The following is a 15,133-nucleotide window of genomic DNA, read 5'->3' as shown; positions in this document are numbered from 1 at the left end:
CGCGGGTGTCGCTAGGGCGGGCGCGTCCGCTGCTCGTCGGGCGCGCCGGGCCGGCTGCTGGCCAGGCTCAGCAGCACCGAAGCCAGGATGATCCCGCCGACGATCGCCAGCGACCACTCCACCGGCATGTGGAACCAGGGCATCAGCGTCATCTTGCCGCCGATGAACACCAGCACGATCGCCAGGCCGTACTTGAGCAGGTGGAAGCGGTCGGCCATGTCGGCCAGCAGGAAATACAGGGCGCGCAGGCCCATGATCGCGAAGATGTTCGAGGTGAACACGATGAACGGGTCGGTGGTGATGGCGAAGATCGCCGGGATGCTGTCGACCGCGAACATCAGGTCGCTGGCCTCGATCAGCACCAGCACCAGGAACATCGGCGTGGCCCAGCGCCGGCCGGCTTGGCGGACGAAAAAACGCTCGCCGTGGAACCCTTCGGTGATCCGCAGGTGGCCCCGTACCCAGCGCAGCAAGGGGTTGTTGGCCAGGTCGGGCTGCTGCTGGGCGAACAGCAGCATCTTGACCCCGGTGACGATCAGGAACACGCCGAACGCATACAGCAGCCAGGCGAACTGCGACACCAGCCACACGCCGGCGAAGATCATTACCCCGCGCATCACGATCGCCCCCAGGACCCCGTACAGCAGCACCCGGCGCTGCAATTCCGGCGGTACGGCGAAGTAGCCGAAAATCATCACGAAGATGAACATGTTGTCGATCGACAGCGACTGCTCGATCAGATAGCCGGTGAGAAATTCCAGGGTCTTGCGCTGCGCGATCGCGGGCCCGAACTCGCCCTGCAGGTACCACCAGAGCAATCCGGCGAAGGCCAGCGCCAGCGCGCACCAGGCAATCACCCAGCACAAGGCTTCGCGCACCGACACGCGATGGGCCTTGCGCCCGCCGAAGACAAACAGGTCCACGGCGAGCATGGCCAGGACGAAGACGATGAAGGCGGACCACATCCAGGGTTCGCCGATGTTCACAGGCTGCATGCTGTTCTCCCGCTCGGGGCTGGTGCTGGAGGCGACGGGTCATGCTAGCGGCGAGCGTGGGCGGAAGAAAAATCGATTATTCCTGATCCTGGGTTCGTTATTGACGAAGTGTCGGCGGGGACGGCGACCCGGCTTATGCTTTCAGTTATTCGATATCGGTATTTAAAAATTATCTGCATAGCGCATTAGATTATATGCGCCGGACCACTGGAGCCCTTTTCAAACGGAATCGATGACCGCCACCGTCCGCCGCACGGATCGCTCGTCCAAAACACCAGGCAGTGCCTGGATGTGCAGTCAAGGAGAGCGGTATGGGGAGCTACACACGACACCTTCTGTCCACGGCCATCGTCTCGGCCAATGCGCTGGGCGCGCTGCTCTGCAGCGGCGGCGTCCAGGCCGTCGAAGACAGCCCGACGGCCCGGCTCGATACGGTGATCGTCACCGGCACCCGGGCCCAGGAACGCACGGCCAGCGCTTCGCTGTCGCCCATCGATGTGATTTCCGGCGAGAGCCTGCGCAGTTCGGGTTCCAGCGAGCTGGCCACGGTGCTGGCCAAGTTGATCCCGTCGATCAACTTCCCGCGCCCGAGCCTGGTGGACGGCGCCGAACTGACCCGGCCGGCGCAACTGCGCGGCCTGTCGCCGGACCAGGTGCTGGTACTGGTCGATGGCAAGCGCCGGCACACTTCGGCCTTCGTCAACCTCGGCGGGGCGGTCGGGCGGGGCTCGGCACCGGCGGACCTGAACGCGATCCCGCTGTCGGCCATCGACCATATCGAAGTGCTGCGCGACGGCGCTTCGGCGCGCTATGGCTCGGACGCCATCGCCGGGGTGATCAACATCATCCTCAAGAGCGCCGATCACGGCGGTTCGATCGCCACCAAGTACGGGCAATACAAGCAGGGCGACGGCATCCAGCGCCAGGTCGCCGGCAACAGCGGCTTCGCCCTGGGGGACAACGGGTTTGTCAGCCTCTCCGGCGAGGGCGCGAACAACGACTACACCGACCGCGCCGGCAAGGACTACCGGGCCGCCAGCATCGGCTCCACCACCTACGGCCAGCATGTGTTCCGCCAGGGCGAGCCGGAGACCGAGGAGGGCAAGTTCCAGTTCAACAGCGCCTACAGCTTCAACGACGCCGCCGAGCTGTACGGCTTTGGCGGCTACAGCAAGCGCCGCGGCGAAACCGCGGCGTTCTACCGGGCCAGCAATGCCTCGAACAATATCCCGGCGCTGCACCCCAACGGTTACCTGCCGCTGATCAACGGCACCCTGCAAGACACCAGCCTGGTGCTCGGCCTGCGGGGCGAGCTGCCGGACAACTGGCACTACGACCTGTCGGCCAACTACGGCAAGAACACCTACGAGCTGCGCACCAAGACCCTCAACACTTCGCTGGGCCTGGCATCGCCGCATGCGTTCGATAACGGCACCCTGACCAACGACCAGCGGCAACTGAGCCTGGACCTGTCCCGGGAGTTCAGCCTGGGCTGGCTGCCGTACCCGGTGTCCGTGGCGTTCGGCACCGAGTACCTGCGCCAGGGCTATCAGATCGAGGCCGGGCAGCCCGAGTCCTACTACCAGACCGGCAGTTCCGGGCTTGGCGGCTTTCGCGCGTCCGACGCCGGCAGTTTCTCGCGGCATAACTTCGCCCAGTACCTGGACCTGGAGACGAACTTCACCGAGCAACTGGCGGTGTCGGCGGCGGTGCGCCACGAGGACTACAGCGACTTCGGTTCCAACGTCAGCGGCTCGCTGTCGGCACGCTATGACTTCACCCCGCAGGTGGCCCTGCGCGGCAGCGTATCCACGGGCTTTCGCGCGCCGTCCCTGGCGCAGCAGAACTTCACCTACACCTCGTCGCAGCTGATCGGCAACACCGTCCAGGAGGCCGGCACCTTCGCCGCGGACAGCCAGGTGGCCAGGCTGCTGGGGGCGCAAGACCTGAAGGCGGAGAAGTCGCGCAACTACAGCCTGGGCCTGGTGCTGGAGCCGCTGGACAACCTGACCCTGACCCTGGACCTGTATCGCATCGATATCCGCGACCGGGTGTCGCTGTCGTCCAACCTGGTGCTCAACAACAACGCCATCGACTACCTCAAGGCCAACGGCGTCGGCAACATCAACTACACCAGCGCGCGCTACTTCACCAATGCCACCGACACCAGCACCGACGGCGTCGACCTGGTCGCCCACTACCGCTACCAACTGGACAACGGCATCCGCTGGGACAGCACGGTGGGCTACAACTACAACCACACCAAAGTCACCGACGTGAAAGCCAACCCGGCGATCCTCGACCAGCTGGGCGTCAACCTGGTGCGGGTCGACCGGCGCGAGCGCATCGGCCTCTTGGGCGACACCACGCCCCAGCACAAGCTGAGCCTGGCCAACGACTTCGAGTACGGCAACTGGGCGCTGCACACCAACCTGGTGCGCTATGGCGAGTACACCAGCTACCAGGCCGACAAGGTCAACGACCAGACCTTCAGCGCTGCCTGGCTGCTGGACCTGGCGGTCGACTACAAGCTCAAGAACTGGCTGTTCACCCTGGGGGGCGACAACGTCACCGACCAGTACCCGGAGAAGCTCAATGCCTATGCCTCCAGCGGCGGCAACCTGGCGTACAGCACCTTTTCGCCCTACGGCTACAGCGGGGCGTTCTACTACGCCAAGGTGGCCTACAACTGGTAGGAAACCGGGCGGGACGCCGGTCGGCGGTTAGCGCCGCCCGGCACCGGCCCTGGCGCGTGGGCACCGGGAAGGCAGCGGCGAGCTGTCTGGCCCGGGCGTTCCCGGACGCGGCGAGGCATCGCCGCCAGTCCGGAAAATGGCGTCAAGGCACTTTTTAAGATTGCGAAAAATGAAGATTTCTTTCGGATAGATCCGATATCAACCGCAGGAACTATCAGTAAAAATCCGCCCCTCGAATAATTATTAGTGTGCGGGGCGTCCTGTTGAACGTGCGTCGATTCGATAAGGCAGTAGTGCTGTTCCTGAGCGCGGGCAGTGTGTATTCCCAACCCTCGATGGCGGGCCTTTTTGATGTCTGTCGGCCTGTCGGCCCCTCTGTCGTCAGCGTGCCGCTGCCGGCTTCGATAACCGCGCAACGGGACCTTCCCGTCGGTGGCGTGCTCGCCTCGGTGGAAGTCAAAACCGGCATGAGCTGCAACAACCTGTTCTTTCCCACCGGGGGCATGGCGCAGTACTTCAAGTCGCCTTCCAACCAGATGGTCGCCACCAGCAGCGGGGCATTCCTGACGGCGGTCAACGGCGTGGGCCTGCGCTGGAACGTGGGCGGCCCCAACGGCCAGTACCTGTTCAGCAGCACCAGCCTCAACAGCGCTTCGCCAGAGTACGGGGTGGGTTTTCCCTACCTGGGCGGGGAGAAGTACTACATGTTTCAGCACACCTTCGACCTGATCAAGCTAGGCACCATAACGGGCGCCAGCTTCCGCTTTCCGGAGTTCTCGGTCATGACCCGGCCCAACTCCGCTTTGGGCGGTATGTATGAGCAGAAGCTGAACAGCTTCGCGTTCCCGCTGGTGAATGTCGCGGTCGCTTCCTGTTCCCTGGTCAACAACACGATCGCGGTCAAGATGGGGCGGGTCGACATCGGCGCTTTCCATGGTCCGGGCAGCGGCACGCCGCAGAAGAACTTTTCGATCGATTTGCGGTGCGATGCGGGCACCCGGGTCAACCTGACGTTCGACGACTCCTCGCAGGTCAACGGCTACCCGGGCACCTTCCGCCTGTCGCCCTCGCCGCAGGCGGCGAAGGGCGTGGGCATCCAGGTCCTCGATGCCTCCACGGCAACCCCCCAGCCCATCCCGCTGGGCCAGCGCCAGGCCCTGGGGACGGCGCAAGGCGGAGCCAAATCGATCCCGCTGGCCGCCCGCTACATCCAGGTCGAAGGCAACGTCACGGGCGGCAAGGCCGATGGCGCGCTGACCTTCATCCTCTCTTACCTTTGAACGCCGGTGCGGCGCGTCAGTGCGCCTTGGCCTGCCTGATCCTGAGCAGGATCAGCGCCAGGATCGCCAGAGCCAGGGGCGCCATGCCCAGCATTGCCTGCCGCGGGTCGATGTCGACGCCGAGCAGGTGGACGCCGGAATAAACCAGCTTCAGCAGGTTCAGCAGGTAGTAGGTGATGGCAATGATCGACAGGCCTTCCACCGCCCGCTGGATCTTGATCTGGGCATCGGCGCGGGCGTTCAGGCTGTTGAGAATTTCCGCGTTCTGCTCTTCCATTTCCACCTGCACCCGGGCCTGCAGCAGGTCGCCCAGGTTGGCCACGCTTTTGGCCAGGTGCTCCAGGCGCTGTTCGGTGGCGGCGCAGTAGCGCACCGTCGGCTTGAAGCGCCGTTCGATGAATACCCCCAGGCGCTGGCAGTCGCCGAGGTGGTTTTCGCGCAGTTCGCCCAGGCGCTCGAACACCAGTTGCGCGTAGGCCTGGATGGCGCTGAAGCGATGGCGGCTCTTCGCGGTGCAACTGACGACCTGCGCCGAGAGGCTGGAGATGTCCGCCAGCAGGGCCCTGGCATCGCCGCTGCCGGCCTCGGCGTTACGCTCGGAGAGGCCGACCAGGGTCTTGTCGAAGGCATCCAGCTGCACGCTCAGCTCCTTGGCGGTGGTCAAGGACAGCGAGGCCATCATCCGGTAGGTCTCGATCTCCAGCAGGCGGCGGATCATCCGTCCCTGGCGGTAGGCGTTGAGGCGCCGGTTGATGAACAGCAGGCGATTGCTGCCGTCCTCGTCGAGCCGAAAGTCGCTCCAGACCGCCGCGTCGCCACCGCCCACGGCAGAGCCGCAGGGGTCCTTGAAACCATAGCGGGCGAGATCCAGGCCGGCTTCGCCACGGACCAGGATCTGCACCGAGTTGATCAACTGTGGGCGTAGCGCCTCGATCCGGTCTTCCAGGATCGCCGGCAGCGCGGTCCAGGACGGTTCGGCGTCGGGCGCGGCGACCACCAGGGTCAGGGTGAAGAACTCGGCGTGACGTTCCCATTTCAGCGGGTGGCCGTCCAGCTGGGTAATGCCCTGGGCGGCATGCGGGTCGAACGGTCCGGGGCAGCAGCGCTGCAACAGCGCGTGGCACGCCGGGCCGGCGCCGAGGAAAGCCAGGTGGAACACCTGGGCCGGTTCGTCGAAATACAGGGAGGGGCGTGCGTGAAGCTCGTTGTGCAAGCTTTGTCGTTGCGGATGCATGCGGGTCTGGCCGTGTTGGAATTGTTGTTGGCGCTGGCGCTCGAGGCCCGGGTGCGCCATGGCACCGGGCATCGAATCGCTGCTGTCGATGTTGGGACAGAGCGCCGCCTTGGCGAGTCACCGCCGTCCGGCCGGGACGTGGGGCTTTAAGCGCGCGAATCCTTCTGCGGCAGCATCTGGCGCAGCACGGCGTCCTTGTCGACGAAGTGATGTTTCAGCGCCGCCAGCAGGTGCGCGCCGACCAGCGCGCCGCAGAACCACGAGGTGTAGACGTGTATCGCCTTGGCGGTGTCGTACAGGCCCTGGTCCGGGGCCCTGAGCGGCGGCAACTGGAACAGCCCGAGGACCATGATCGGCTTGCCGGCCACCGAGCTCCAGAACCAGCCGGAAACGGGCAGGGCCACCAGGGCCGCGGCGTACAGGGCCCAGTGGGCGTACCGGGCAAGGTTTTGGGCGAGGGGCGACATGCTCTGCGGCAGCCGTGGCGTGGGGTGGGTCAGGCGCCAATAGATCCGCAGCGGAAGCAGAAACAACAGGGAACTGGCCAGGGCCTTGTGCAGGTAGGTCAACTGATGCTCGCTGTTGAACAACTCGCGGGCGTACACCGCGACCATGCCCAGGGCGAAGGCGCCCAGCCAGATCAGCGCCATCGACCAGTGAAACCATTTTGCCGTTGCTGTGTAGTTCATGATGAGTCCGTTTTTTTCAGGCACCCACCCTCAATGGCCGTCCATCGAAGGGGGGGCAAGGTGGAAAGGCGGCAGGTTCGGCAGGGGACCGGGAAAGGACCGGCGGGGATACTTTTGGCGGCGTGGATTAAGCCGCGATTAACCGGCGTGCTCGAGCGTTTGGCGGGGCGGGCGGCGTGACTCCCTTGCCGCCCCGAGCAAGCACGCCGTGGTCATCTCAGGCGAGATCGAGCCAGGGAGCGGCATCGCCCGCGGCCAGCAGTTCGTCGATGTGTCGCACGACGATGCGCCCCTCCACCGTGCCCAGCGCCAGCCGCCCGTTGCGGGCATCCATCGCGCGGATCTGCGTCGGCCAGCCGTCGAGACGCACCTTGGCCTTGAGCCGCAGTTGGCCGCTGCGGGCGTCGATCAGCATCAGGCTGCCATCGAGCAAGGCCGCCGCCACCCAGTCGGTTTCAGGCAGATGGACGATCGAGCTGGGCGAGGCCGACGTGGGGTGGCGCCACAGCTCCTCGCCGCGCTGCAACTGGCGGCGATAGATGAAGCCCCGGTACGGCTCGCTGATGGACGGACTGTAGTGTTGCCCGGCGATGACCACGCCGGCGCCCAGCGCATCCTCCAGATAACCGCCGCGGCATTCCATGGCATGGCTGGCCGGGGTGCGGTCCGGCTTGAGCAGCGGCCACAGCCTGTGCACCGCGCCGTCGGGCTGCACCCGGCACAGGTACTTGTGTTCGTGGGAACTGGCGGGCGTGCCCTGGAGCGCGAACAGCTGCGGGGCGCCGCTGATGCCGAGGTAGTGGTTGAAGCAGTCGTAGTGGCCCAGGTCGATGCCGCACACACTGTCGCCGTCGGGCCCCAGCAGCAGGTCGCCGGCCTTCGACTCGCGATGGCGCAGGCGGTTGCGGCGCCCCAGCAGGTGGCCGTCGCGGGAGGCGCTGAAGGTGTATTCGTCGTCGTAGTCCTGCACCAGGACCAGGCCGTGCTCCGTCAGCCGGTACAGGCAGGAATTGCGGCTATAGGCCTGGGCGTCGATCCGCACCCCATGCACATGGACACCGGCCCCGCGCAGGATCTCCACGCCATGGCCGCTGCCGGCCCCGGCCTCGGGCTGGTAGTGCGCGAGCCGGTGGCCAGCGCTGCTGTAGATCTCCAGCAGGCATTGGTCATGGACCACGCCGATCCGCTGGGCGTCGAGCCAGGCGATATCGCCGATGGCGCCGCGCCATTCCAGCGCCGGCACTCCCAGCCACTCGGCCAGGAGAGTGGCGGCGCCATCGGCCGGCGGTGGCGGCGGGTGATGGAAGATCGCCTGCGGGTCCAGCTCCAGCACCGCCGGTTCGGCACCGGCCCAGGCTGCCGCGCCGTCGTCGCTGTGGACGCGGAACAGGGTGCTGATGATGCTGGTCCAGTCGCTGTCGTCCAGCCCGTCCCATTCCTCGTTCCAGGGGCGGACCCAGGCTTCGATCCGCTCGCCGCTGGCGTCGTAGCGGCAGCGCACCACTTCGGGAATATCGGCATAAGGCTGGCGGTGCTGGCCGCTCTGCCAGTCCCAGACCAGCAGTTCGCCTTCGAACATATAGCCGCCGTCGTACGTGCCGGTGCCGATCACCAGCCGGGGCTGGGAAGGGTGGAACCCCAGGTCGTTGATCGGTAGGCACGCCTCGTCGAAGACGGCGAAGGGCACCGGGTTGCCACGGCGGTACAAGCCGACCCGATAACGCAGCGCCGCCCCGCCATACGTCGCCCGCGCGGGCGGATTGACCAGCGCAGGAAACTCCGAGACCACGGCGGCGATATCCCCCGTCGGGTTGAAGAAGGCTCGGGTGATCCTGCCGGTTCCGTGCAAGGTGGGGTCCATGAGGGTGGTCATTGCTGTTTCCTGGGGGCGGGCTGTCGAGGTGCCGCCATGCTACCTGCGCCGGGGCCGCGCGGGAAACTGGCGCGGCGGGTGTGCGTGTTTGTTGATGGGCATCAAGCGCGGCAGCGGGCGGCGGCGCTAGTCTCGCATTCCATCAATGGCTGCCGAGGCCGGGCGCGCATGCTCTACCCACTGTTGCTCACGCTGCATCTGTTCGCCGCGCTGGTGTTCATCGGCACGGTGTTCTTCGAAGTGCTGTTCCTGCAACACATCCGCCGGCAACTGCCGGCCAGATTGCGGGTGCTGCTCGAACAGGGCATCGCCCGGCGGGCCCGGCGGCTGATGCCCTGGGTGCTGCTGGTGCTGTTCGGCGCCGGGCTGGGCATGCTCTGGCTGCGTTACCTGCCGTTGCTGGCGGCGCCTCTGGCGTCGTCCTTCGGCACCTTGCTGCTGCTGAAAATCCTCCTGGCCGCCAGTGTGCTCGGGCATTTCCTGGTGGCCATGCTGCTGTTCAGGAGCGGGCGGATGAATGCCCGCTATTCGCACGCCATTCACGCCAGCCTGTTCGGCCACATGGTGCTGATCGTGTTGCTGGCCAAGGGCATGTTCTACCTGAGTTGGTGAGCCGCCGGGCCGCTGTTTGATGCAGGTCAAGGAGCCCTGGCCGGCAACACCGGACACTGAGCCCCCAGCCACCCCCGGAGCCCCGTCATGCCTGATCCACTCCAGCACCGCAGCGAGCCGGTCGTGCGACGCGATCCAGGCGTGCTCGACCCCGACTGCCATGCCGACACCCGGCGCTTTCACGGCGGCATCGGTTCCCTGGATCTGCTGCGGGCGTTGCGCGGCAGCCGGCAGAGGCGCCGCCCGCTGTCCTTGAACGTGCAGTTCCCGGCCCGCTCCTGCACACCCACAGACGCGCGCCACGCCGCCGAGGCCTACCTGCGGCGGCTGAGCCGCGAGATCGAGATGATCGGCTGCCACCTGGGGCCGGAGCAGCGGGTCGAGCAGTTCCACCTGGGCGGCGCGACTCCGCACGCGGCGCACCTGCAACAGCTGATGACGCAACTGCGCCAGCGCTTCCATTTCCTCGACCACGATTGCGGCGACTACGGCATCGACGTCGACCTGCAGCACACCGACTGGGCGACCATGGGCCTGTTGCGCGAGCAGGGTTTCAACCGGGTCAGCATCGGCGGGCCGGATCTCGCCGACCGCCAACGGACGGTGGCCTGCCGTGAGAACCTGGCGCTCCTGCATTCGCTGATCGATGCGGCGCGCACCTTCGGCTTTCGCTCGGTGAATGTCGACCTGGGGTATGGCCACGCCTGGCAGACCGCGGAAAGTTTCGCCCTGAAGCTGGACACCCTGATCGAGCTGGAGCCCGACCGCCTGCAGGTGTTCGACTGTGCCCGGCCACCCGTGCGCTACCGGCGCCCGGGGCCGGACGGTCGCCGGGAGGCCTGCGGCCGGGACGCCAGGGAAGCGATGCGGCGGATCTGCTTCGAGCGCTTGCCGGGGGCGGGTTACCAGTACATCGGCCTGGGCCAGTTCGTGCGCCCCGACGACGACCTGATGATGGCCCAGGAGCGCGGTTGCCTGCGGCGCAATTGCCAGGGTTTCACCTGCCACGGCTATTGCGACCATGTGGGGCTCGGGCTGGGCGCCATCAGCCAGTTCGACGAGCTGTACACGCAGAATACCGAGCGCCTCGACCACTACCTGGAGCAACTGGACCTCGGCCAGCTGGCCACCTGTCGCGGCTGGCGCTGCGAGGCTGCGACCGACTGCGAAGCGGGCGCGGGGCCAGACGACTGAGTTGGCCAGGCACAGCGCGTTGCCCGGGTTTGCGCTGTCCGCCTGGCGAGTCCTGCGGCCTCGATCGCAGCCTCGCCAAGGCTCGGCAGCGGCTACAGGATTGGCGGGTGTAGCCGCTGCCGAGCACCAGCGAGGCTGCGATCGGCTGCGAAGCAGTCGCCAGGCCAGACGATTGAGTCGACCAGGCACACCGCGTTGCCCGGGTTTGCGGGGCTGCCAAACCTGGCGCCGCGCAGGAATTGGAAAAGGCGCTGTCCGCCTGGCGAGTCCTGCGGCCTCGATCGCAGCCTCGCCAAGGCTCGACAGCGGCTACAGGATTGGCGGGTGTAGCCGCTGCCGAGCACCAGCGAGGCTGCGATCGGCTGCGAAGCAGTCGCCAGGCCAGACGCTTGAGTCGTTCAGGCACACCGCATTGCCTGGGTTTGCGGGGCTGCCAAACCTGGCGCCGCGCAGGAATTGGAAAAGGCGCTGTCCGCCTGGCGAGTCCTGCGGCCTCGATCGCAGCCTCGCCGTAGGCTCGGCAGCGGCTACAGGGGGCGGGTGTAGCCGCTGTCGAGCGCCAGCGAGGCTGCGATCGACTGCGAAGCAGTCGCCAGGCCAGACGATTGAGTCGACCAGGCTCACCGCATTGCCCCGGGTTTCTGGCCAGCTTGATTTGCGACAAAGGCAACAGGCCGCAGATGGTCGATGATGCCCCGGGGATTCACTGCGCCGGGCGCCGGATAACAGGAGTGGTTTCATGCAAGTAGTTGACCGTCACGCGGCGCTGGCGATCGTGCCGCTGTTACGCCTGGCCTTCCGCCCGTTCTTCCTGGCCGGTAGCGTCCTGGCCTTGCTGGTGGTGCCGCTGTGGCTGGCGGCGCTGCACGGCACCCTGGGCGACTGGCAGCCGGCGGGAGGCTGGCTGGGCTGGCACCGCCACGAACTGCTGTTCGGTTTTGGCCTGGCGATCATCGCCGGGTTCCTGCTCACCGCGGTACAGACCTGGACCGGCCAGCCGGGCCTTTGCGGCAAGCCGCTGGCGGCCCTGGCCCTGGTCTGGCTGGCCGCGCGCCTGGCCTGGCTGGGCAACGCACCCTGGCCACTGCTGGCGGTGCTGGAACTGGCTTTTCCCCTGGCGCTGGCTGGGGTGATGGGCGCCACGCTGTGGAAGGTGCGCCAGCGTCGCAACTACCCGATTGTCCTGGTGCTGCTGTTGCTGGCCGCGGCGGACGGCCTCGCGCTGGCCGGCCTGCTGCCCGGCCACGAAGGCTGGCAGCGCCAGGGCGTGCTGAGCGGCCTGTGGCTGGTGGCCGCGATGATGGGCCTGATCGGTGGCCGGGTGATCCCGTTCTTCACCCAGCGCGGCCTCGGCCGGACCGCGCCCGTGGTGCCCTGGCCGTGGCTCGATCGCCTGGTGCTGGTGGGCTCGGCGCTGGTGGCGCTGGCCTATGCCAGCGGGTTGGCGCTGGCGGCCGATGGCGGAATCGGCGCGCTGTTCCTGCTGTTGGCGGGGGCACACCTGTTGCGGTTGTGGCTCTGGCATGACCGCGGCCTGTGGCGCGTACCGCTGCTGTGGTCGCTGCACCTGGCCTACGGCTGGCTGGCGCTGGCGTGCCTGGGCATGGCGCTGTGGCATTTCGGCGTGCCGCTGAACCCCAGCCTGGCGGTGCATGGCCTGACCATCGGCGCCATGGCCGGGCTGATCCTGGCGATGCTCGCGCGGGTCAGCCTGGGCCATACCGGCCGGCCCTTGCAGCCGCCGACGGGGATCAGCCTGGCGTTCGTCCTGCTCAACCTGGCCTGCCTCAGCCGGGTGCTGCTGGTGCTCTGGTGGCCGGTGGCGGCGCTATGGCTGGCGGGGCTGTGCTGGACCCTGGCCTTCGCCCTGTACGCCTGGCGTTACGCGCCCATGCTGCTGCGGGCGCGGGTCGACGGGCATCCGGGCTGAAGAAGGAAACGGACAATGATCTATCCCTGGCTACAGGTCATCCACCTGCTGGCGGCCATCGGCTTCGTCGGCACGCTGTTCTTCGAGGTGTGCATCTGGCACTCGGCGCGCCGGCACCTGGCGACCGGCGCGCAGGTGGCGGCCGACCAGGCCATCGCCGCACGCTCGCGCAGGGTCCTGCATGGCGTGGTGCTGTTGCTGTACGGCGCGGGTCTCGGCCTGGCCTGGCATCACCGCGGGGTGTTGAGCCAGCCCCTGGGCAGCGGCTTCGGCCTGCTCCTGAGCCTGAAGATCCTGCTGGCGCTGAGCATCGTCGGCCACTACCTGCTGCTGGCGTACTGGCTCAAGCGCCTGCGGTTGACGGCGCGCCGGGCCTGCTGGATCCGCCGCAGCGTCCTCGGGCACATGCTGCTGATCGTGATCCTGGCCAAGGCGATGTTCTATTGGCCCGGCTGAGGCGCCGGGGCTGGCGCGTCGCATCCGCCAGGTAAGATGTAACCGTTTGAAAATAATGGACTGATTTTTGACGTGGTGCGTATCGCCCTGAATCGCCAGGGTCGATGGCACCGCAAAGGGTGATGACAACCATGTTGCGTGAAAGTCTGGCGGCCGACCTGATTGTCGAGCTGCCCAATGCGCTGCGCTTGCAGCGCCTGGTTCAGACGTTGCGGGAATACTTCAAGGCCGGGGCGGTGTGCCTGCTGCGCCTGGACGGCGACAGCCTGCGGCCGGTGGCGACCGTGGGCCTGGTGCACGAAGCCCTGGGACGGCGTTTCGTGATCGCCCGGCATCCGCGCCTGGCGGCGATCATGGCGTCCGGCGAGCCCACTTGGTTCGAGCCCGACAGCCGCCTGCCGGACCCTTACGACGGGTTGCTCGACGACCCGCTCGGCGCACCCCTGGCGGTGCACGATTGCATGGGCGTGAGCCTGTCTGTGGAAGGGCAGGCCTGGGGCGCCATCACCCTCGACGCGTTGCAGGCCGGGACCTTCGACGACAGCGCCCGGGACGAACTCAAACGCTGCACCCGGCAGATCGAGGCCGCGGTGCGGATGACCCGTCTGGAGCAGGAGAACCGCGGCCTGCGCTTGTCCCGCAGCGACCCGCAGGATGCGCGGGCGCCGCTGGAGGACGGCGAGATCCTCGGCCAGAGCGAGGCCTTGCAGCAGTTGCTGCGCGAGCTGGAGGTGCTCGCCGATGCCGAATTGCCGGTGCTGCTGCAGGGCGAGACCGGGGTCGGCAAGGCGCTGTTCGCCCGGCGCCTGCACCGCCAGTCCCGGCGCGCCGACAAGCCGCTGGTGCACGTCAACTGCGCGGCGTTGCCGGAATCCCTGGCCGAGAGCGAATTGTTCGGCCATGTCAAAGGCGCGTTTTCCGGAGCCACCTGCGACCGGCCCGGGCGCTTCGACGCGGCCAACGGCGGCACGCTGTTTCTCGACGAGGTCGGCGAGCTGCCGCCGAGCGTGCAGGCCAAGTTGCTGCGCACCCTGCAGAGCGGCGAGATCCAGCGCCTGGGGGCGGGCAAGCCGCTGCAGGTGGATGTGCGTATCATCGCCGCGACCAACCGCCACCTGCCGGACAACATCCGTGAGGGGCTGTTTCGCGCCGACCTGTACCACCGGCTGTCGGTGTACCCGGTGCCGATTCCGCCGCTGCGCGAACGTGGCCCCGACGTGCTGGTGCTGGCCGGGCATTTCCTCGAACTCAATCGCACTCGCCTGGGCCTGCGCGGCCTGCGCTTGTCGCCGGCGGCGGAGCGGGCGGTGCTGGAATACCCCTGGCCGGGCAATGTGCGCGAGCTGGAACACGTGATCAGCCGCGCCGCGCTCAAGCAGCTCGGCCGCGGTGGCAATCGCAGCCTGATCCTGACCCTGGAGCCGCAGGTGCTCGATCTCGACAGCCCGCTCAAGACCGCGCCGCCCCTCGAACCGCCCGCCGCGGTGGACGACGAAGGACCGTTCCAACCCCTGAGCGAAGCCGTCGACGACTGCCAGCGGCAGAAGATCCGCCTGGCCCTGAGCCGCTGCCGCGACAACTGGGCCCGCGCCGCGCGACTGCTGGAAGTCGATCCCAGCAACCTGCACAAACTGGCCCGGCGCTTGCGGCTCAAATAGCGGGCTGCTCACGCCATCGTGTGACGACCCTCGCGGGCAAGCCTCGCTCCTACAACGGCCGACGAAATGCCCAAATCATGCACGGCCCGTAGCCGCTGCCGAGCCCTGGCGAGGCTGCGATCGGCCCGACAGGGCCGCCAAGCCTGGCACTGCGTTGAATCTGGAAAAACGCGGTGTTTGGTTGGCGAGTCCTTCGGCCTCGATCGCAGCCTCGCCGGGGCTCGGCAGCGGCTACGGGAGCGGTTTTCAGGCAGGTGGACTTGCGGTGTTTTTTTGCATCGATGCAGATCGGTTCTTCCGACCGAGAGAGGCTGTGTGTAGCCGCTGCCGAGCCCTGGCGAGGCTGCGATCGGGCCGCAGGGCCGCCAAGCCTGGCGTCGCGTTGAACCTGGAAAAACGCGGTGTTCGGTTGGCGAGTCCTGCGGCCTCGATCGCAGCCTCGCTGGTGCTCGGCAGCGGCTACGGGAGCGATTTTCAGGCAGGTGGACTTGCGGTGTTTTTTTGCATCGATGCAGA

10 protein-coding genes and 1 pseudogene are annotated in these 15,133 nt (G+C 67.1%); 7 read left to right on the top strand and 4 right to left on the bottom strand.

Features of this window, described 5'->3' with window-relative positions; all coding sequences use genetic code 11:
* Positions 1-11 precede the first annotated feature (11 nt).
* Complete coding sequence (locus TO66_RS18435) at positions 12-995, bottom strand: TerC family protein (protein WP_044463619.1); 984 nt, start codon at positions 993-995, stop codon at positions 12-14.
* Between the two features lie 311 nt (positions 996-1,306).
* Here TO66_RS18435 and TO66_RS18430 point away from each other — a divergent pair, with 311 nt between their 5' ends.
* Both TO66_RS18430 and TO66_RS18425 read left to right on the top strand, forming a co-directional pair.
* The gene (locus TO66_RS18430) at positions 1,307-3,691 is read left to right on the top strand and encodes a TonB-dependent siderophore receptor (protein ID WP_044463618.1); all 2,385 of its coding nucleotides are present in this window, start codon (positions 1,307-1,309) and stop codon (positions 3,689-3,691) included.
* Between the two features lie 293 nt (positions 3,692-3,984).
* Positions 3,985-4,971 (top strand): fimbrial protein, encoded by a 987-nt coding sequence (locus TO66_RS18425; RefSeq protein WP_256240660.1) that lies wholly within the window; start codon positions 3,985-3,987, stop codon positions 4,969-4,971.
* A 16-nt stretch (positions 4,972-4,987) separates the two neighbouring features.
* Here the strand turns inward: TO66_RS18425 and TO66_RS18420 are convergent, their stop codons facing one another.
* From TO66_RS18420 to TO66_RS18410, 3 genes are all read right to left on the bottom strand, one after another.
* Entirely contained in the window at positions 4,988-6,205 is a 1,218-nt protein-coding gene (locus TO66_RS18420) for a DUF3422 domain-containing protein (RefSeq protein ID WP_044466084.1), read from the bottom strand.
* Between the two features lie 146 nt (positions 6,206-6,351).
* Complete coding sequence (locus TO66_RS18415; protein WP_044463617.1) at positions 6,352-6,894, bottom strand: cytochrome b; 543 nt, start codon at positions 6,892-6,894, stop codon at positions 6,352-6,354.
* A 217-nt stretch (positions 6,895-7,111) separates the two neighbouring features.
* Positions 7,112-8,767, bottom strand: a complete 1,656-nt coding sequence (locus TO66_RS18410; protein ID WP_044463616.1) for a hypothetical protein — start codon at positions 8,765-8,767, stop codon at positions 7,112-7,114.
* A 168-nt stretch (positions 8,768-8,935) separates the two neighbouring features.
* Between TO66_RS18410 and TO66_RS18405 the strand changes: the two genes are divergently transcribed.
* The 5 genes and pseudogenes from TO66_RS18405 (at position 8,936) to norR (ending at position 14,617) form a co-directional block, all read left to right on the top strand.
* Positions 8,936-9,379 (top strand): membrane protein, encoded by a 444-nt coding sequence (locus tag TO66_RS18405; protein WP_044463615.1) that lies wholly within the window; start codon positions 8,936-8,938, stop codon positions 9,377-9,379.
* Between the two features lie 87 nt (positions 9,380-9,466).
* Positions 9,467-10,534: pseudogene (locus TO66_RS18400) on the top strand (coproporphyrinogen III oxidase); the annotation flags it as partial.
* Positions 10,535-11,312: 778 nt separating this feature from the next.
* Complete coding sequence (locus TO66_RS18395) at positions 11,313-12,503, top strand: NnrS family protein (RefSeq protein WP_044463613.1); 1,191 nt, start codon at positions 11,313-11,315, stop codon at positions 12,501-12,503.
* Between the two features lie 15 nt (positions 12,504-12,518).
* The gene (locus TO66_RS18390; RefSeq protein ID WP_044463612.1) at positions 12,519-12,959 is read left to right on the top strand and encodes a membrane protein; all 441 of its coding nucleotides are present in this window, start codon (positions 12,519-12,521) and stop codon (positions 12,957-12,959) included.
* A 131-nt stretch (positions 12,960-13,090) separates the two neighbouring features.
* Positions 13,091-14,617, top strand: a complete 1,527-nt coding sequence (gene norR / locus TO66_RS18385) for a nitric oxide reductase transcriptional regulator NorR (RefSeq protein WP_044463611.1) — start codon at positions 13,091-13,093, stop codon at positions 14,615-14,617.
* Positions 14,618-15,133: the final 516 nt, after the last annotated feature.

Origin of the sequence: Pseudomonas sp. MRSN 12121 (genome assembly GCF_000931465.1) — a bacterium.
GTDB lineage: Bacteria > Pseudomonadota > Gammaproteobacteria > Pseudomonadales > Pseudomonadaceae > Aquipseudomonas.
Note: the sequence above shows the minus strand (reverse complement) of the source record. Positions and strands in the feature narration are given on the sequence as shown.

Bases quoted from the DNA above. Each gene is read 5' to 3' on its own strand.
- TO66_RS18435 (WP_044463619.1), bottom strand. From the start codon at position 995: ATGCAGCCTGTGAACATCGGCGAACCCTGGATGTGGTCCGCCTTCATC.
- TO66_RS18430 (WP_044463618.1), top strand. From the start codon at position 1,307: ATGGGGAGCTACACACGACACCTTCTGTCCACGGCCATCGTCTCGGCC.
- TO66_RS18420 (WP_044466084.1), bottom strand. From the start codon at position 6,205: ATGCATCCGCAACGACAAAGCTTGCACAACGAGCTTCACGCACGCCCC.
- TO66_RS18415 (WP_044463617.1), bottom strand. From the start codon at position 6,894: ATGAACTACACAGCAACGGCAAAATGGTTTCACTGGTCGATGGCGCTG.
- TO66_RS18410 (WP_044463616.1), bottom strand. From the start codon at position 8,767: ATGACCACCCTCATGGACCCCACCTTGCACGGAACCGGCAGGATCACC.
- TO66_RS18405 (WP_044463615.1), top strand. From the start codon at position 8,936: ATGCTCTACCCACTGTTGCTCACGCTGCATCTGTTCGCCGCGCTGGTG.
- TO66_RS18395 (WP_044463613.1), top strand. From the start codon at position 11,313: ATGCAAGTAGTTGACCGTCACGCGGCGCTGGCGATCGTGCCGCTGTTA.
- TO66_RS18390 (WP_044463612.1), top strand. From the start codon at position 12,519: ATGATCTATCCCTGGCTACAGGTCATCCACCTGCTGGCGGCCATCGGC.
- norR (WP_044463611.1), top strand. From the start codon at position 13,091: ATGTTGCGTGAAAGTCTGGCGGCCGACCTGATTGTCGAGCTGCCCAAT.